The sequence below is a fragment of the Niveispirillum sp. genome (assembly GCF_017996735.1).
Classification (GTDB): domain Bacteria; phylum Pseudomonadota; class Alphaproteobacteria; order Azospirillales; family Azospirillaceae; genus Niveispirillum.
The window spans coordinates 1-19,740 of sequence record NZ_JAGOGJ010000046.1 but is presented as its reverse complement, the minus strand read 5'-3'; the positions used below and the strand labels follow the sequence as shown (position 1 = coordinate 19,740).

At 63.0% G+C, this 19,740-nt stretch carries 9 protein-coding genes; 4 read left to right on the top strand and 5 right to left on the bottom strand.

The window, feature by feature from the left end:
• Nucleotides 1–3 precede the first annotated feature (3 nt).
• Together KBA48_RS15680 and KBA48_RS15675 are read left to right on the top strand one after the other, a co-directional pair.
• The gene (locus tag KBA48_RS15680; protein WP_292908003.1) at nt 4–1,023 is read left to right on the top strand and encodes a DUF2891 domain-containing protein; all 1,020 of its coding nucleotides are present in this window, start codon (nt 4–6) and stop codon (nt 1,021–1,023) included.
• A complete protein-coding gene (locus KBA48_RS15675; RefSeq protein WP_292908001.1) occupies nt 1,023–4,589 on the top strand; it encodes a hydantoinase B/oxoprolinase family protein in 3,567 nt (1,188 codons plus the stop codon). Before KBA48_RS15680 ends, KBA48_RS15675 begins: the two co-directional genes overlap by 1 nt.
• Nucleotides 4,590–4,733: 144 nt before the next feature.
• Here the strand turns inward: KBA48_RS15675 and KBA48_RS15670 are convergent, their stop codons facing one another.
• The 4 genes from KBA48_RS15670 to KBA48_RS15655 all read right to left on the bottom strand — a co-directional run bounded on the left by KBA48_RS15670 (nt 4,734) and on the right by KBA48_RS15655 (nt 11,745).
• Complete coding sequence (locus tag KBA48_RS15670; protein ID WP_292907999.1) at nt 4,734–6,116, bottom strand: amidase family protein; 1,383 nt, start codon at nt 6,114–6,116, stop codon at nt 4,734–4,736.
• On the bottom strand, nt 6,113–8,275 hold the full coding sequence (locus tag KBA48_RS15665; protein WP_292907997.1) for a S9 family peptidase: 2,163 nt from the start codon (nt 8,273–8,275) through the stop codon (nt 6,113–6,115). Before KBA48_RS15665 ends, KBA48_RS15670 begins: the two co-directional genes overlap by 4 nt.
• A gap of 20 nt (nt 8,276–8,295) precedes the next feature.
• A complete protein-coding gene (locus KBA48_RS15660) occupies nt 8,296–10,521 on the bottom strand; it encodes a TonB-dependent receptor (RefSeq protein ID WP_292907995.1) in 2,226 nt (741 codons plus the stop codon).
• A gap of 264 nt (nt 10,522–10,785) precedes the next feature.
• A complete protein-coding gene (locus KBA48_RS15655) occupies nt 10,786–11,745 on the bottom strand; it encodes an alpha/beta hydrolase (RefSeq protein WP_292907993.1) in 960 nt (319 codons plus the stop codon).
• A 176-nt stretch (nt 11,746–11,921) separates the two neighbouring features.
• Between KBA48_RS15655 and KBA48_RS15650 the strand changes: the two genes are divergently transcribed.
• The gene (locus tag KBA48_RS15650; protein WP_292907991.1) at nt 11,922–12,689 is read left to right on the top strand and encodes a helix-turn-helix domain-containing protein; all 768 of its coding nucleotides are present in this window, start codon (nt 11,922–11,924) and stop codon (nt 12,687–12,689) included.
• A gap of 47 nt (nt 12,690–12,736) precedes the next feature.
• Here KBA48_RS15650 and KBA48_RS15645 read toward each other — a convergent pair whose 3' ends face one another.
• The gene (locus tag KBA48_RS15645) at nt 12,737–13,348 is read right to left on the bottom strand and encodes a helix-turn-helix transcriptional regulator (protein WP_292907989.1); all 612 of its coding nucleotides are present in this window, start codon (nt 13,346–13,348) and stop codon (nt 12,737–12,739) included.
• A 922-nt stretch (nt 13,349–14,270) separates the two neighbouring features.
• On the opposite strand from KBA48_RS15645, the gene KBA48_RS15640 reads away from it, so the two are divergent.
• The coding region (locus KBA48_RS15640) for a DUF4347 domain-containing protein (RefSeq protein ID WP_292907987.1) at nt 14,271–19,740 on the top strand (5,470 nt) is incomplete at its 3' end.

The following is a 19,740-nucleotide window of genomic DNA, read 5'->3' as shown; positions in this document are numbered from 1 at the left end:
TCGATGAACAGCACCACCCTGTCCGCCGCCCTGGCCAGCCATCTGGCCGCCGCCCCCCTGGACCATGTGACGCGGGAATATCCCAACAAGCTGGACCATGTGATGGGCGGCCCCGGCGATGTGCGGTCGCCGAAGGACCTGCACCCGATCTTTTACGGCAGCTTCGACTGGCATTCCTGCGTCCATGGCTGGTGGACCCTGATGACGCTATACCGGCTGTTCCCCGCCCTGCCGGAAGCGGCTTCCATCCGTGCCCTGGCGGACCGAATGCTGACAGCAGACGGCGTGGCGGGAGAGGTTACCTATCTGAACCGCCCGGAAAGCGCTGGGTTCGAGCGACCCTATGGCTGGGGCTGGCTGTTGATGCTGGCGGCGGAACTGCGCCGCCATGACAGCGCGGAGGGGCGGCGCTGGGCCGCCACCCTGCAACCCCTGGCCGACGCCTTCGCCGAAAGGTTCAAGCGGTTCCTGCCGAAATCGCCCTATCCGGTGCGGGTCGGCACCCATATGAACACGGGCCTGGCCCTGCGGTTCGCCATCGAATATGCCGATCTGGTGGGCGATACCGATCTGGCTACGCTTTGCCGGGAAAAGGCCCTGTCCTGGCATGGGCAGGATCGCGGCGCGCAGGTGTGGGAACCGTCGCAGGATGAGTTCCTGTCTCCGGCGCTGCAGGTGGCCGAGTTAATGCGCCGCGCCCTGCCCCCCGCCGATTTCGCCCGCTGGTTCGATGCCTATCTGCCGGACGGGCTGCCGCCGGTTCTGTTGCAACCGCCGCTGGTCACCGACCGCAGCGATGGCAAGATCGCGCATCTGGACGGGTTGAGTCTGGCGCGTGCCTGGTGCCTGAATGGTCTGGCCGGCAGCCTTGCCGCCGATGACCCACGCCGCGCGCAAGCCCTTGCGGCGGCCGAACGGCATGTGGCGGCGGCCCTGCCGCACATTGCCGAGGATTATATGGGTCAGCACTGGCTGGCCAGTTTTGTGCTGCTGGCCGTGGCCGGCGACCGGGAGAATGCATAATGAGCGGCTGGCAATTCTGGATCGACCGGGGTGGCACCTTCACCGATGTGGTGGCGCGCAGCCCCGATGGCGTGCTGACCACTGCCAAGGTGTTGAGCGAGAACCCCGAACGCTACAGCGATGCCGCCACCGCCGGCATCCGCACCGCCCTGGGCTTGGCCCTGGACGCACCGTTGCCAGTGGAGATCATTGATCAGGTGAAGATGGGCACGACGGTGGCCACCAATGCCCTGCTGGAACGCAAGGGCGCGCGTACGCTGCTGCTGGTCAACCGGGGCTTTGCCGACCTGTTGGTCATCGGGCACCAGACGCGCCCGCGCCTGTTCGACCTGGATATCCGTCTTCCCACCCCGCTCTATGACGCGGTGGAGGAGGTGGGCGGCCGTGTCGGCGTGGACGGGGCGGAGTTGGAAGCGCTGGACGAGGACGCCACCCGCGCCCTGCTGTCCCGCCGCCGGGCGGAAGGGTACGAGGCGGTGGCCATCGCCCTGGTCCATGCCTGGAAATATCCCGCCGCCGAACAGCGTCTGGCCGAACTGGCGCGCGCGGCCGGCTTCACACAGGTCTCCCCCAGCCATGTCATCAGCCCGCTGGTCGGGCTGGTCTCGCGCGGGCGGACGACGGTGGTGGATGCCTATCTGTCGCCGGTCCTGCGCCGCTATGTCGACCGGGTGGCCGGGGAGTTGGGGGATACCAAGCTCTATTTCATGCAGTCCAATGGCGGGCTGGCCCTGGCGCGTGATTTCCAGGGCAAGGATGCCATCCTGTCGGGTCCGGCCGGTGGCGTGGTGGGTGCCGCCCGCACGGCAGAGGCGGCGGGAGAGGCCCGCATCATCGCCTTCGACATGGGCGGCACCTCCACCGATGTGGCGCTTTACGCCGGATCGTTCGAACGCGCCTTCGATACGGAGGTGGCGGGTGTGGAGATGCGCGTACCCATGATGGCCATCGAAACGGTGGCGGCGGGCGGCGGCTCCATCCTGCATTTCGACGGATCACGTTTCCGCGCCGGCCCGGACAGCGCCGGGGCCAACCCCGGTCCGGCCTGTTATCGCCGGGGCGGGCCATTGACCGTCACCGATGCCAATGTCATGTGCGGCAAGATCGTGCCCCGGCATTTCCCCGCCATTTTCGGCCCCGATGGCAACCTGCCGCTGGATGCCGATATCGTGACGGACAAGTTCGCCGAACTGGCCGCCCGCATCGGTGACGGGCGCAGCCCGCATCAGGTGGCCGAGGGTTTCCTGGGCATCGCGGTCGCCAACATGGCCGCCGCCATCAAGCGTACCGCCCTGGAACGGGGGGAGGATGCGGCGGAATTCACCCTGCAATGTTTCGGCGGGGCCGGCGGGCAGCATGCCTGTCTGGTGGCCGACGAACTGGGCATGGGGCGGGTGCTGATCCATCCGTTCGCGGGCGTCCTGTCGGCCTATGGCATGGGGCTGGCGGACCAGACGGCCACACGCCAGCAGGCGGTGGAACGCCCGCTGGCGGATGCCGCCGACCTGTCGCCGCTGGCCGATACCCTGGGCCGCGATGCCATCGCGGCCCTGTCGGTAGGGGCGGGCGACGGCCGCATCACGGCCAATGTCAGCGCGCATCTGCGTTATCAAGGCACGGATACCGCCCTGTCGGTGCCGTACGGCGACGCCGACACCATGCGCGCGGCCTTCACCCAGGCCCATATCCGCCGCTTCGGCTTCGCCACGCCGGAACGCGCCATCATGGTGGAAAGCCTGGTGGCAGAGGCTGTACGGCCCGGCGAAACCGTGCGCCCCCTGGCGCCCGCCTCCGGCGACACCCCGTCCCCCATCGACCGGGTGGAGATGTGGAGCGCCGGCGCCCGGCACCCCACCCCCGTCTTCGACCGGGAGAAGCTGCCCGCCGGCAGCCGCATCACCGGCCCTGCCCTGATCCGCGAAGCCATCGCCACGACCGTGGTGGAACCGGGCTGGCAATCGGAAGTGCTGGCGGGCGGGGAATTGCTGCTGACCCGCATCGAACCACTGGCCCGTGCCGCCGTGACGGGGGAAAAGGCCGACCCCGCCCTGCTGGAACTGTTCAACAACCGTTTCATGGCGGTGGCCGAACAGATGGGGGCGGTGCTGCGCAACACCTCCACCAGCGTCAATATCAAGGAACGGCTGGATTTCTCCTGCGCCCTGTTCGATGCGGCCGGTAATCTGATCGCCAATGCACCGCATGTGCCGGTCCATCTGGGCGCCATGGGCGAAAGCGTGCGCACCGTCATCCGCAGCCGGGGCGACAGCTTGCGCCCCGGCGACGCGGTGGTGCTGAACAATCCCTATAATGGTGGCACACACCTGCCCGACGTGACGGTGGTGACGCCCGTCTTCGGGCCGGACGGCGCGGAACTGCGCTTCTTCGTGGCCAATCGTGGCCACCATGCCGACATTGGCGGCGTCACGCCCGGCTCGATGCCGCCCGACTCCCGCACCCTGGCGGAGGAAGGGGTGGTGATCGACGATTTCCTGCTGGTCGAAAATGGCCGGTTCCGCGAGCAGGATTTCCGCGACCTGCTGGCCGCCTCCCCCTGGCCGGCGCGCAGCCCCGATGTGAATGTCGCCGACATCAAGGCGCAGCTTGCCGCCAACGAGGCGGGTGTGCGCGAATTATCGGCCCTGGTCGATCGCTATGGCTGGCCCGGCGTATCCGCCTATATGGGCCATGTCATGGCCAATGCGGAGGAAAGTATCCGCCGCGTGCTGGACCGGATCGGCGACGGGCATTTCGATTACCGCATGGATAATGGCGCCGCGCTGAAGGTGACGGTGCGCGTTGACCATGCAAGGCGCGAGGCCGTGATCGATTTCACCGGCACAGCGGCAGAGGATGCTGGCAATTTCAATGCCCCGCCCGCCGTGACCCGCGCCACGGTGCTTTATGCCTTCCGCTGCCTGATCGGCGATGACCTGCCGTTGAACGAGGGGTGTCTGGCGCCGTTGAAGATCGTGCTGCCGTCAGGCTGCTTCCTGTCCCCCACGCCCGGCAAGGCGGTGGTGGCCGGCAATACGGAAATCAGTCAGGCCGTCTGCACGGCCTTGCTGGGCGCCCTGGGTGTCTCGGCCAGTGCCCAGGGCACCATGAACAACTTCCTGTTCGGGGCCGACCGGTTCCAATATTATGAGACGATCTGCGGCGGATCGGGCGCCGGGCCGGGCTTCAACGGGGCCAGCGCCGTCCATACCCACATGACCAATACCCGCATCACCGATCCGGAGGTGCTGGAACTGCGCTACCCGGTGCGGCTGGAACGGTTCGCCATCCGGCGCGGATCGGGCGGCGACGGGCAATGGCGGGGCGGCGATGGCGCGGTGCGGGCCGTGCGGGCCCTGGAACCGATGACCGTCACCTTCGTCGGCTCTCGCCGCACCGTCCCGCCGTTCGGTCTGGAAGGTGGGGAGCCGGGTGCCTGCGGGCAGCAGCGGGTGGAACATGCCGACGGGCGGGTAACCATCCTGCCCGGCGTCACCCGGGCCGAACTGGTGCCGGGCGACCTGTTCGTTATCGAAACACCGGGCGGGGGCGGCTATGGCCGCCCCTGATTGAACCGGCGCATACGTTCGATCAGGCCGATGTCCGGCAGGTTGTTCAGCAGGTGGCATCGTATCATGGCGCGGGCCCAGTTCGGCGTCATGCCAGGGCTGTTCCCGCCCTGTCACCGCATCATGCGCGATAAAGCCCTGTTATCACCCCGGCCACCGGTCGGCCCACGGACGGGCGGCTTCCAACTCGTAAGCCAGTGACAGCAGCAGATCTTCACGGCCCCGGTCGGCGGCAAACATCACACCGATGGGCAGCCCGTCCTTGGACCAGTGCAACGGCAGGGAGATGGCAGGCGTGCCGGACAGGTTCTGCAACGGGGTGTAGCCCAGCCAGCGGAACATGCGCTCCATCAACAGGTCCGGCTCCACATCCGGAGCCATGAAACCAAGCGTTGGCGGCGGCTCCGCCAGTGTTGGTGTCAGGATGACATCGTACTGGTCGCGGAAGAATTCGGACAAAAGCTGCGGCAATGTCGCAACCTGCCGCCACGCGCATTCCAGATCATCGGTGTGCAAACCATCGGCCATTCGGCCCAGGGCCAGGGTCCAGGGCTCCAGCACCTGTTCGGGGTCCTGCCCCCGCGCCCGTGCTGCATCCACGCAATCAGCACCGATATGGCACCAGAGGGTCCGTTCCGCCCGATCCGCCGCCGGCCCATCGAACGGCCACCCGATGGAGGTGACCTGATGCCCCAGGTCACCACACAGCACGGCGGCGGCACTGACCGCGACCAGCGGTTCCACCTCCGGCATACGGCCCGACAGGCAGGGTAGCACCATGCCGATGCGCAATTTTCCATGGAACGGCGCCATGATGGGCGCGGGCCGGCCGGGATGGGCCAAGGCGAAGCCGGCGGCCACGTCGCGCACGCTGCGCGCCATCAGGCTGTCACCAACCAGCAGGTCTTCCACCACATGCCGGGCCCGGACGCGCACCGTGGTGCCCCGCCCGGGCTTCAGCCCGACAATGCCGCAGCAGGAGGCGGGGATACGGATGGACCCGGCCCCGTCGCTGCCATGGGCCAGCGGCACCAGACCTGCCGCCACGGCCGCACCCGCCCCGCCGCTGGACCCGCCCGGTGAATGGGCGGCGGACCAGGGGTTGCGGGTGACGGGGCCGATCTTCGGCTCTGTCACGCCCAGCAGACCGAATTCCGGCATGGCGCTTTTGCCGACCGGCACCAGCCCCGCCTCATCCAGCCGCCTTATATATTCATGGCCGGATGTGACCGGCGTCAGCGGCTTGGACGCCGATCCGCCCCGGCTGGGCAGGCCCGGATAATCCAGACTGTCCTTCAACAGATAGGGCACGCCGGCCAGCGCATGGTCGGGCAGCGGCCCGGCAGCCCTCGTCCGGCCCAGCTCGAAGGCAGGGCAGCTGACCGATTGCAGGGCGGGGTCCAGCGCTTCAATACGCAGGATCGCGGCTTCCGTCAGTTCCGGGGCCGACACCTCACCCGACCGGATCAGGCCGGCCTGTGCGTGTGCATCCAGGCGACCGATGGCGATGGCATCCGACAGCTTCATTTCAGACCCTTGCTCCAGATCAGGCTTTGTTCGGCGAAGGCCCAGAACAGGGCCATTTGTTTGAACTGGTCGGTCAGGCCGGCCCCCGCCTGATGCCCGGCCGCCATGTCGACATGGAACAGGATGGGCGACGGACCCTTGTTATGGTCGCGCAAGGTTGCCACCCATTTGCCCGCTTCCCAATAGGAGACGCGGTCATCACGGATGCCCGCCGTGGCCAGCACCGGCGGATAGACTGCATCGTGTACATTCTCATATGGCGAGATGGAGGCGATGTAATCATAGGCCTGCGGGTCGGCGAGCGGATCACCCCAATCGGGCCGGAAGGCCGGAACCAGCGGGTGGTCCCCGTCGCTCATGGTGTTCAGCATATCAACAAAGGGCACCTGCGCGATCACCCCGCCCCACAGGTCGGGCCGCAGGTTGGTCACCCCACCCATCAACAGGCCCCCCGCCGACAGCCCATAGGCGACGATGCGGCGGCGCGCGGCGTAACCCTGTTGGATCAGAAGCTCGGCACAGGCGATGAAATCGGTGAAAGTATTCTTCTTCTTGAACCGCCGCCCATCCAGGAACCAGCGCCGCCCCTTTTCCGACCCGCCGCGCACATGGGCAATGGCATAGGTCCAGCCACGGTCCACCAGCGCCAGGGCGGGAATGGAGAATTCCGCCTCCGACGGCACGCCATAGGCGCCATAGGCGTAAAGCAGCAGCGGTGCCGCCCCGTCGAGTTTCATACCCTTGCGCATCAGCACCGTGACCGGCACCTGTTCCCCATCAGAGGCCGGGGCCATCAGGCGCCGCACCTCATACCGGGCGGGATCGAAGCCCTTGCCCGTGGCCTGCTGCTGTACGGTACGGCGGGTGCGGCTGACCATGTCATAATCCAGCCACTGGCGTGGGGTACGCGGGCTTTCATAGATCAGGCGCAGGATGCCGCCATCCGGTTCCTGTACCGGGGCCAGGGTGATGGTATAGGCGGCTTCATCGAAGGCAACGCTGTCTTCGCGCCCGTCGCGGCCCGTGACCACCAGTTCCAGACGCCCGTCCACCCGCTGCAACCGCACGAAATGGTCGCGGAAGGACAATGTCTCCAGAATATGGCAGCCGGGCCGGTGGGGGACCCAGTCTTGCCAGTGGGCACGGCCCGGCTGCGTCAGGCTGGCACGCATCAGCTTGCCATCCAGGGCGCCATCGGCATCGGTCAGGATGATCAGGTCACCCGCCCATTCCTGCACCCGGTAATGCAGGCCGGGCTGGCGCGGTTCCACCAGCATCGGTTCGGCCAGCGGGTCGGCAGCCGGGATCAGCCGCACCTCATCCACATCGGGACCCAGGATATGGATCACGACATGGCTGTTGGAGGCGGTGCGCGACAGGCCCATGAACAGGGCGGGATCGGGCTCGGTATAGACCAGTACATCATCCCCGCCCCGTGCCGGACGGCGGAACACCTTCACGGGCCGCGACAGGGGATCACGCCAGATCCAGAACACATATTGGCTGTCGGGGGAGAAGGCGATGCCGTGCCAGCCATAGGCATCGGCATTGGGCGTCGTGCTGACCGCACCGGTTTCCAGATCGCGTACACAGATGCGGTGACGGTCCCCGCCCTCCACATCCTCCGCCCACATGAACAGCCTGTGGTCGGGGCTGTGCTCCGCCTCCGTCACGCGGAAATAGGCGTGGCCGCTCGCCCGCTCCTGCCCGTCCAGCAGCACCTGTTCCGCACCGCCGCCGCGCGGGCGGCGGGCATAAACCTTGTGATCCTGTCCGGGCCGGACATAGGTGTAATAGTCCCACGGCCCATCGGGCACGGGCGGGGCCGCCTGCTCCGCGCCCGTCAGCGCCTGCATCGCCGCCACGATAGCGGCCTGCGCTGTGACCGTCGGGGCCAGCAAGGCACCGGCATAGCGGTTTTCCGCGTCCAGATGCGCGCGGATTTCCGGGTCCATCAGACTGGTATCACGTGAAACCTTGGCCCAGTTGGGATCGCGCAGCCAGGCGTAATTGTCGATGCGTGTGCGGCCCAGTTGCACGATGCGTTTGGGCCGTTTGGGCGGGCGCGGCGGGAACGGTGGACCGTCCGCCGCGATGCCGGGCAGGGGGAGCAAGGCGACGCCAGCCGCCAGAAGAAATGACCGACGCTGCATCATCATGCTCCCCATACAGCCCCCCCTTACATCGACCAGTGCAGCGTTACACCGTAGGTGCGCGGCCGCACCAGACCCTGGCTCAGGCCGTTGGCCTCCGGCACGGTACGGGTGACACCACGCTTGTCGGTGATGTTGTTGGCAAAGACGGTGGCCGTCGTCGTGCCAAAGGTCGCACCAACACGCAGGTCGAACAGATTGTACCCGCCCTGTCCGTTGACCGCGATGCCGGGGACGGCGGAATTCATGTCGCTGATCCCCTTTGACAGGTAACGGTGGGCAAAGGTGACGGTGGGGTCGTACTGGGCATCAAACGTGTAGATGGCGGTGTTGGCGATCGACCAGTCGGACGAGCCGGCCAGACGCGCCCCCTTCGGCGCCGTGCCGTACCAGAGGATGAACAGATCCTCATCCAGCCGCGCCTTCATATAGGTGACGCTGCTCTGGATATCCAGGTTGGCCGTCGCCTGCCAGGTGGCCGACATTTCCAGCCCCTTGATGGAGGCCGCCGCCCCGTTGGAAGCATAGTTGAAATTGTCGGGCGTCAGCAGGCGCAACTGGATATCGGTCCAATCGACATAGAAGGCCGTGGCGTCCAGCAGCAATTGACCATCGGCCAGGGTGGCGCGCAGCCCCGCCTCGTAATTCTTCAGGCTGTCGCTCTTCGACCCGCTGGGGATGGGAAAGGCCGACAGGCCGGACCCGTTGGGCGTGCCGAAGCGGAAACCTTCGGAATAAAGACCATAGACCATCAGCGTGTCGCTGGGCTTGTAGGTCAGGGAGAATTTCGGGGAGAAGCCGTCTTCCTTGGTCTGGGTGCGTTCCACCAGCGGATTGCCGGGATATGTCGAGAAGCCGACGGTGGTGGAGGTGCTGGTCACCTCCGTCTTGAACAGGCGGCCACCTGCCGTAAACTTGATCTCTGGCGTCAGGTAGTAGGAAGCCTCGCCGAACAGGGCGCTCTCCTCCCCCTTCAGGTCGGTGTAGAAGGCGTTGAAGATGTGGCCATCGGGGGCAATGATCGCCCCCTTGCCGGGGCCGTAATTCGGCGAGGCGTCGAAGGCGGCGGCGGCCCCATTGGCACCCAACTGTTCATACAGATACTTGTCGCTTTCGAAATACATGCCGCCCAGCAGCCATTCGAAGGCACCACCGCCGTTCGACGCCAGACGCAGTTCCGCACTCTTGCCGTCGCTGTCACCACCGGACCGCACATAAAGCGGGTTGGTGATGTTCAGGCCCAGATCGGCATTATAGGCGGCACGATAGGGGGTGAAGTCGAAGACGAAGCCCTGGCTCTTCTTCTGATACGCGCCAAGCGCCGTCAGGGTCGCGAAGCCCAGATCGCGATCCAGGCGCAGGCTGTGGATTTCAACGTCCGTATCGTTGGTTTCCGGCAGGGCGCTGGAGCGGCCGAAGCTGCCATAGGTGGGGTTGCGATAAGGCGCGTCATCCGCCGCCGTCTTCTGATACAGGCTGAGCCAGGACAGTTCGGTCAGATCGTCCGGCGTCCAGACCACCGACAGGCGACCACCGCCGACATCGATGTTGCTGGACCCCTTCACCCCCGTGCCCGCGTTGTCGAGATAGCCGGGGTCGCGGCGGAAGCTGCCGACCGCACGTACCGCCAGCTTATCCTCCACCAGCGGCATGTTCAGCATGGCCTTGCCGGTCCAGCCGATATCGGCATTGCGGGTGCGCGACAAGGTGGTTTCCAGGGCCGCATCCTCCTTGGACGCATCGGCCTTGTTGGCGATATAGTTGACGGCACCACCCATGGAGGCGGAGCCGAACAGCGACCCCTGCGGCCCGCGCATCACCTCCACCCGGTCCACGTCAAACGCGTCGATATCGGGGATGACGATGGTCCAGCCGGGTTCGGTCAGCGGCACCTCGTTGATGTAATAACCCGTGGTGCCCTGGCCCTGCACATTACCGGAATTGGTGGCCACGCCACGGATCACGACGTGGGAGGTGCCGGGCTGGAATTCATTGAACACCACGCCTGGCGTGCGCTGGATATAGTCGGCGAAGCTCTGTGCGCCGATGGCTTCCAACTGCTTGCCGGACACGGCGGAAACGGAGCCGGAAACGTCGCGGGCGCTCTGCTGCCGCTTGGTGGCGGTGACGATGATTTCTTCCAGCAGGATGCCTCTATCGGCCGGCGCTGCCTCCTGCGCCATTGCCGACAGGGGCGCCAGGGTGGCGGCGCAGGACAGAATGAAGGTGCGGTACCAACGGGTCTTTGTCATGTCGAGGTCCCTGTTCTGTTCGTGGTCGGGGCCGTATCCCGGCCTTTCTTCAGGTTTCAGCCTATGCCCTTCGCGAAGGCCCGGCACACCCGGGTAGGTCATTTACTCTCGCGATCGGGCCAATAGGACGAGTTTGGCGTGTCCAGGCCGGGCGATTGCGGTGCAACACATAACCCCGCATGCCACCAAACCGATCAATGACTTGATAGCATTCAACATTTTTCTGGTGCAGCGGAAAAATACACCCACAAATGGTGCAACGCATCAGCGACGGGCAAGGGTGTGGTTCAGCCACGCCGCGGCCTCGGTGAAGGCGCGGTCGGCCAGCGGGGAGATGGACACCGCCTCCAGGAAACTGTGGCTGGCGCCTTCATAAAGGTTGGCGCTGACCGGCACCCCGGCGGCACGCAGGGATGCCGCCATGACCAGATTGCCATCCGTCAGGATGTCGCAGGCGGCGATGCACAGGAAGGCGGGCGGCAGCCCGGACAGGTCGGCACGAAGCGGCACGGCCAGCGGGTTGCCATAATCCTCCGCCCCGCGCAGATAGGCATCCCAGAACACCACCATTTCGGCGCTGTTCAGCATGTAACCGTCGGAACCGTAGCGTTCATGCGATGCGGTGACGGCATGGTCAAAGGCGCCATAATTCAGGACCATGGCATCCAGCACGGGCTTGCCCTGCCCCTTCAGCAGCAGATTGGCGGCAACAGCCATATTGGCCCCGGCGCTGTCGCCGCCGATGGCCATGCGGGTGGGATCAAGGCCGGGGTCAGCCTGCCCGGCACGGATGGCGTCCACGACCGCGACAATCTCCTCCAGCGCCGTGGGAAACTTCGCTTCGGGCGACAGGCTGTAATCGACACCCACCACCGCCACGCCGGCCCGGGCAGCATATTCACGCATTACCCGGTCATGCGTATCCAGACTGAACAGCATCCAGCCGCCGCCATGGATGTAAAGCATGACCGGCAGGTCTCCGTCCGCAACCGGCTCATGGATACGCACATGCACGCCGCGATCGCCCAGATACAGGTCCCGCGTCCGGGCCATGACCGGTCCGCCTTGGGTCCAGGGCGCCCGCACGATTTCCGCCACCTGCCGGCGGTCGGCCAGGGTCTGGCCGGGATGGGGCGGATATGCTGCATAGCCGCTATTGATGGCATGGTGGAAGCGACGGATATCGGGGTCCAGATCGTCGGCGGCCTTGATCACTTCACTCACGAACCAAACTCCCGGCTGTCGTCATGCCCGGAATGCTACGGGAGCGGATGGCAGCTCTGCTTGCCGCACCGGGCCAATCACTGCCGCGCGCGGGCCGTTCCTGACAGACAATCTTGACCCGTGTGCCACGATCCACATTCTACTGACGCATCCGGGCCATGGACGGGGGATTTTCGATGAAACGCAGCGCCGACTATCTGGTCACCCAGCGGCCCGTCATCGCGCTGCAGGATGAATATCCCGCCGGCTTCGTTGATCCCTTCCACAGCCATCAGCACACGCAGCTTCTCTACGCCTCGGCCGGGGTGATGTCGGTGGTGACGGACCGCACCTCCTTTGTGCTGCCGCCGCAACGCGCACTCTGGCTGCCGGCCGGCACCCCGCATGAGGTATCATGCCGGGGGCCTGTGTCGTTGCGTACCCTTTATATCGACCCGGCGCGCGACCGGCAGCCGGGCGGGTGCCGTGTGATCGAGGTGTCGGACTTCCTGCGGGCGCTGATCCTGGAAACCGCCGGTTTTCCGCCCGATTACGATCTGGAGGGTCGGGAAGGCCGCATCGTCTCGCTGTTGCTGGACGAGATCGAACGCATGCCCAACGCGCCGTATGAGGTGCGGATGCCGGCGGATGACCGGCTGCTGCGCGTTTGCCGCGCCATCCTGGCCGATCCGGCGGACAACCGCGATCTGGACGACTGGGCCCGGCTTGCCAGCATGAGCCGACGCACCTTCACCCGACAGTTCAAGCAGGAAACCGGCATGGGGGTCGCCGTATGGCGCCAGCAGGTGCGGTTGATGGAGGCGCTGTCCCTGCTGGCCAGCGGGCGGCCCGTGACCTTGGTCGCCTTCGATGTCGGCTATGACAGCCCCAGCGCCTTCACCGCCATGTTCCATCGCACCTTCGGCGTGCCGCCCAGCCTGTATCAGATGCGCGAAGGGACCTGACGGTCAAATATCCCGCGGCGATCGGTCCTTAAACCCTGCCATAGGGGTCAATTGTATCCGACATCGTCCATGGTGATGATGTTCACACCCTGATCCGGCGGCGCACGCCCCGGAAGGTCGGGCAGATAGGCATTCTCCATACGCAGGATACGCCCCTCCCCGACGTCCACCGCAGTGACAGACGCCTTCACCAAGCGGCCGGGAAACAGAAGAGATTCATCAACATAGGAGACTGAGACGACCTCACTCTGGCCACTCAGCATGGTCCTGTAGTATTTTTCGTAAAACTCCAGGAACTTCATGTCCCGGCGCATCAAGGGCAGTACCTGCTGCCCCACCATTTCGGTGTTCATGGCCTGTTTCCAGGTGCGCCGTGCATAGGACGTGGCCCCCTGAATGATAAGTCCCGGGCGATACAGCGTGACGAAACCATCGGACGCCTCCGCCACGGCCAGCATATTCTTGAAATCGGCCCTGTCGCGGTAATATCCGCCCATAAAATCCAGGATCCACCGCTTCACCTTGGCGGGCACCGGCCGGCGGCCATTTTCCCAATGGGCAAGGGTTGCACGTCCAACACCCAGGTCAGATGCAAAATCCTCCTGCGTGAGATTCGCCATACGGCGCGCGACTGCCAACAGCCTTGACCAATCATCCATTGGACATCGCCCCGGATACCCATGTCCCCGACCCGTCTTCACGCTGCCACAGGCAAACAGGCCACGTAAAGGTTAACATTATACAGCATTTTATTAAAATGCTGTTACACATACAGGCTTTCCGTGGATCACAAGATACGTGTAACGTCTGACCAGCATAAAAAGGGCGGTGGGTTATCACGGGTTTCAGACGGGACCCAGCACAAGGAGGAAACTCAAAGTCGCAAAAAGCATTTTTTTCCAAATCATCATGACCTATCTCGTACTTGATTACACATCATCTTTATTGGTCTTAAATTTATCCATATTATCTGAATTTTTCAGCGATCTATTTGTTTAAGTTGCATATAAAGACTGGATGCGTCATATATGACTTTCGCACTACAAAAGAAGTAACATTACTATTTAAATGACTTTCGTTAAATTACTTATCCAGATGAAACAATACACCATCTGCATCAATCCACTGAAATCATGAAAATCCCCACAAGGAACCTGAAGCGTCCCTTGTGGGGATCTTTATTTTAAGATTTTTTACAGTAATTCCATATTAACATGTTTGCTTAACCGGTCATATTAACGCCACATTAATGCAAAATCCTCACTCTACATGCATATATCTCTTTTTTTCCAGCTATTGATTTTTTATACTCCCGGCGAATTGGGGTCCAGTCGAGGGAAAAATGGTTCAGTTGGAATATCACCCTAACCATATTAACGGCTGGACGACCCCATACTTGGTTTGTCGCGGAAAGCTGTTGAATGTATTCGCCGACGGCCATGCCCCATTCGGCCCACCTTTCTGAAGAGTATCGGCGGCGCGCCATTGAACTGGCCGCGCCGCCAAAACTGCAATCCTGACCTGCAATTCAACACCGATCCGGCCCGGCCGGTTCATGTCGCTTCCTGAGGAGATTTTCTGATGGCCACCAACAAGGGTAACGGCGGTAAGACCAAGACCCCCTCCCCCCGTCGTTCAAAGCGCGTGGCCAACAGTATTGCCCTTGAACCGCGCATGATGTTCGATGCGGCGGCGGTAGCCACGGCGGCCGATGTCGTACAGGAAGCAGCGACAAAGCCCTTGCCCGATCACACCGTTGATGACCCCGCGGTGACAAGTCTTCTGGCAAGCCTGACCGACGTCTCGCCCACACCGGCGGCAAGCGCGGCAGAACCTGCCCGTCGTGAGGTGGCCTTCATCGACACCTCCGTCACCGATTGGCAGACCCTGCGCGATGGCGTGAAGGAAGGGGTGGAAATTGTCCTGCTGGATGGCAGCAAGGACGGTTTGGCCCAGATGGCAGAATGGGCTGAGGGTAAAAGCGGGTATGACGCTATCCATGTGCTGAGCCATGGGGCGGAAGGTCAGGTGCAACTCGGCGCTCTGACACTCGACACCGCCACAGCCGGTGCGCGAAGTGCCGATCTGTCGGCACTGGGCGCCGCACTGACGGCTGACGGCGATCTGCTGCTGTATGGTTGCTCAGTCGCGTCCGGCGAAGGCAAAGGTTTCATTTCTGTGATGGCGGCGCGTACGGGCGCGGACGTGGCAGCGTCGGACGATGCGACGGGGGCAACGCGGCTGGGTGGCGACTGGGAATTGGAAGCATCGGCGGGCATTATTAACAGCGGAGATGTTATCGAAGCTGTTGCACAGAGAGGCTACTCACAGCTTCTTGGCGCCGCAGACACCTCTCCCACCCTGACGGCCACGGCCGGCACCGGCTTCGTGAACCAGGGTAGTACGGTCAGCGTAGACCTTTTCCGGAATGTTGTCGCAAGCACAGAGGACACCGGGCAGAGCTTTGCGGGTGCCAGCATCACGGTCAGCAATGTTGCCGATATAACCGAATATCTGACCATTGGCGGGACTGATGTGGCGCTGACCAATGGCGCCAGCGGTACCATTGCGAATGTCGGTAGCTATTCTGTGAGCGTCAGCGGCGGCACAGCCACCCTTACCTTGTCTGGCATGGCCCTCAGCAATGCCCAGATGGCGGTGCTTGTCGATGGCATGACGTACAAGAACAGCGATGCCAGCGTTACCACTGGTACACGCACGGTCACCCTTGCCGGCATTACCGACAGTGGCGCCAGCAATAACACCGCCAGCCCTGGCTTGGCCGCCACGGTGACTGTGTCGGCCAACGCAGCCTTGGTGGTCACAACCAGCCTTGACAGTGGTGACGACGCCACCAACGGCGCCAGCCTGTCGGCAGATATCACCGATGGCGGCGGCCTCAGTTTGCGGGAGGCTCTCTATTGGGCCAATAACACCGCCGGGCTGGATAAGATTACCTTCTCCAGCGTCCTGAAGGGCTCGACGATTAAATTTTCGTCGGCCATGGCTGTCAGTGCCTCACAGGCGCTGATCATTGATGGTGATGTGGACGGCGATGGTATTGCCGATATCACGCTCAGCGGTGATAAGGACAACAGCAACACAACCACATCCACCGATGTGGCCGCCTTCACGGCCGGTGCGGATCTGACACTGAACAGCTTGAATTTCGAGCGGTTCTATGGCGGGGCGGTTGCCACGACCGGTGTCATCACTGCCACGGCAGGAACGCTTACGATTTCGAATTCAGTGTTCCACGATAATATGGGCCAGATAAGCCTCATCAGAGGCAGCGGATCCAATATCTCCAATACGATTGTCCGCGACAATGTCAGCTCTACAACAAGCCCCACAGCCTGGCTGGCGCCATTCCGCATACAGGGTGGTACGCATAATTTTGAGAATGTGATTATTGTAAATAACACCATCAATTACAACCCGAATCAAGATCAGACAAACATCGGCCTTATTCAGTTGGTCGGATCTGGAAGGCCAATTACCTTTACCGGAAATGGATTGACCATCGCTGACAACTACGCCAACAATACACATGCAACTTTCACCATTAATTCAGGTCTCGCCATCGGCATAGCTGCGAACGTATCTTCGAACGTTTACGGGTCGGCCGACGTTAGTATCCATAATTCGATTATAGCGAATAACACCCTCAAGAATGGCAGCTCTGCCAGCGTTACGAATGCGGATGGCATCTCCTATAAAAGAGATAGCGCCTCAGACTCTGTAAGCATCAACGGTGTTGCAAAGGCAACCGGGGCGGCTACTCTTACGAGTTTGGGTGAGAACTTCATCGGCGCGACCAATGGAACCACCGCGAAGTTCGTGAATGCGACAACTGGTAGTACTGCGGATTACCGACCGGCTGATGGTGCCACAGATTTTATTGACGCAGGCGATGATAGCGACGCGGCCTATTATTCCAGCAATGGCGACATCCGCGGGCTGGAACGTATCCGCGGCACCAAAGTCGATCTGGGTGCCTATGAGGTCGTCTGGGGCGCTGGCAACGCGCCCACGGTTGATCTTGACACCGGAACCAGCGGCGTCAATGCGTCGGTGACCATTAGTGTGCCGTCAACCGGCGGTGCAATCGCGCCCGCGCCGTCTGTTGGTCAGTTGGACGCGGACACCCGTATCACCTCGATGGTTGCCACGATCAGCGGTGGCTTGGCCGACTCAACGTCCGAGGTCCTGTTCCTCACCGACGCGCAGGTGCAGACCGCCCGCACCCTTGGCATCGGCGTTACCGGCAATAACAGTGCGACCTTAACCCTGACCGGCGGCAGCTCGCTTGTCAGCTACCAGACCATTCTGGGGCTGATCGCGTACAAGAACACGGCCGCATCCCCCACGGCAGGCATTCGCACGGTGACTGTCTCCGCAACGGACGACACCAGTTCCAGTGTCGCCGCTTCCTCCGTGACCGTCTCTGCCTCGTCCGGGGACACCACACCTCCCACCTTCGACGTCGCCCCATCGGTCGGCAGCGCCACCAGCAGTGGCTTCACACCATCGGCCAGCCTGGATGAGGCCGGCACCGTCTATTATGTCGTCGTCGCCAACAATGCCGGCGCCCCCACGGCGGCACAGGTGAAGGCCGGCCAGGATTCCACGGGCGCCACGGCGCTGAAGTCCGGCAACTCGTCCGCCACCACGGGCAGCTTCGACAGCAGCTTCAGCGCCATCACCGGCCTGACCGCCGGCACGGATTACGACGTCTATTTCGTGGCAGAGGACAGCGCCACCAACCTGATGACCACGCCGGTCAAGGTGGATGCCAGCACCAGTGCAGGTGCGTCCGGCACGACCCCAACGCTGTCAGCCACGCATGTCCCGACGGGATTCATCCAAGGTGAATCCGGTGGTGTCGACCTGTTCTCCGGGGTGACGGCCGCGACCAACGATGTTGGTCAGACCTTTGCCGGCGCTACCCTGACCGTCACCAATGTCGCCGACACGACTGAGTATCTGGTGGTGGCCGGGACCAGGATCGCCCTGACCAACGGCACCAGCGGCAGCATCAGCGGTGTCGGCAACTATGCCGTCTCCATGAGCGGCTCCACCGCCACCGTCACGCTGAGCGGCATAACCGCCAGCGACGACCAGATGGCGGGCCTCATCGATGGCATCCAGTATTTCAACAGCGATGCCAGCGTCACTGCCGGCACCCGCACCGTGACGCTGACCGGCATCAGCGACAATGGCGGCAGCAACAATACCGCCTCGCTCAACATTGCCAATACTGTCAATGTGATGGCCAGCGCCAGCACGCTGACCGTCACGGTTGGGACCGACACCGATACGGTGGGGGCCGATCTGACCACGGACATAAATGATGGCGGCGGCCTCAGCCTGCGCGAGGCCCTCTACTGGGCGGAGCAAACCAACGATGCCGACACCATCAAGCTGGCAACCAATGTCACGTTGAGCGGGGATCTCACCGGAGACCCCGGAAGCGACGCCACACTGATAAGCCTGACCAAAAGTTTGTTGGTAGATCTGAATGGCTTTACCGTCGATGGCGGTTCCAAGGCAGGTTTCTTCTTTATTGGCGTTGAATCCAGATTTGCCCTTCAGAATGGTATCCTGACAAACTTCAGCGACCAGTCCGGCAATAGTGCCAGTGCGGTCTATGTCGGGGTCGGCGCGGATAATTCGAATGCGTCCGGTTCCATCAGGAATGTGACAGTCAGCAACAGCCAGGCGGGCACCTTCGTCTATTTCGGCCCAGTCATGGGACAAGCCGCCCGGGCGGGCGCGAAACTGTCCTTCCAGGTCGATAATGGGACGTTCTTTGGAAATGCCGGCGACGGCGGCACCGGGACGGCAGCAGGTGTTTACTTTGATGTCGGCAACAGCAATACGACTGCGGCTTCTGTATCTATTAACAATTCTGCGTTCTACACCAACGGCTCATCAACCACGCCCGCAATAAATTCGTTCATCGGCGCCGCTGCTGCGAATTTAAAGCTGTCCATTAATAACTCGACCGTCGCCGGAAACAGCAATGGCGTTCTTCTGAGCGACGGGTACTCGACGTCGTCCTCATATGTGGTGCGAAATTCAATCATCACTGACAATATATCTGCAAATGCAACAGGAACAATAAGCACCATCAACAGCATCACGACGAATTCGTCTGTGAATTTCGTCAATTCCGCAGGTGGGGATTATCGTCTGGCCTCCACGGCCTCCAATGCGCTGAACCAGGGTGACGCCTTCTACGTCATCGGTGATCTGGATGTGCGCGGCTTGCTGCGTGTCCGCAATGGCGGCGTCGATATCGGCGCTTATGAAAGCTGGACCAATGGCACGGCACCGTCGGTCGACCTGAATGGTGGCACGTCGGGGGTCGATTACACCAACCCGGCAACGACCGGTTTCGGTTCGGGCGTTCTGGTAACGGGCAGCAGCAGTGCGGCCACGGTGACGGACGGCGAAGGCCGTGTCTGGAAGGTGACCGCCACGCTGAGCGGTATCCTGAACACGGGCAACGAGGAGCTTTTCCTGTCCGATGCGGACCTGCTGAGCGCGCACACGGCCGGAATCCGTGTTTCGGGTAACGGCACGTCCAGCCTGACCCTGGAAGGCGGCGCCACTGATGCTGCTTTCCAGACCGTGCTGCGCAATATCCAGTACAAGAACACGGCCACCACCATTTCAACCGGGGCCCGCACGGTCACCTTGCAGGCCACCGACGACGCCACCTCCAGCAGCGCTGTAGCGACTTTGAATGTCGTCGGCGGCGGCGACACCACGCCCCCCACCTTCGACGTCGCCCCCTCGGTCGGCAGCGCCACCAGCAGCGGCTTCACGCCATCGGCCAGCATTGATGAGGCCGGCACCGTCTATTATGTCGTCGTCGCCAACAATGCCGGCGCCCCCTCTGCGTCGCAGGTGAAGGCAGGCCAGGATTCCACGGGCGCCACGGCGCTGAAGTCCGGCAACTCGTCCGCCACCACGGGCAGCTTCGACAGCAGCTTCAGCGCCATCACCGGCCTGACCGCCGGCACGGATTACGACGTCTATTTCG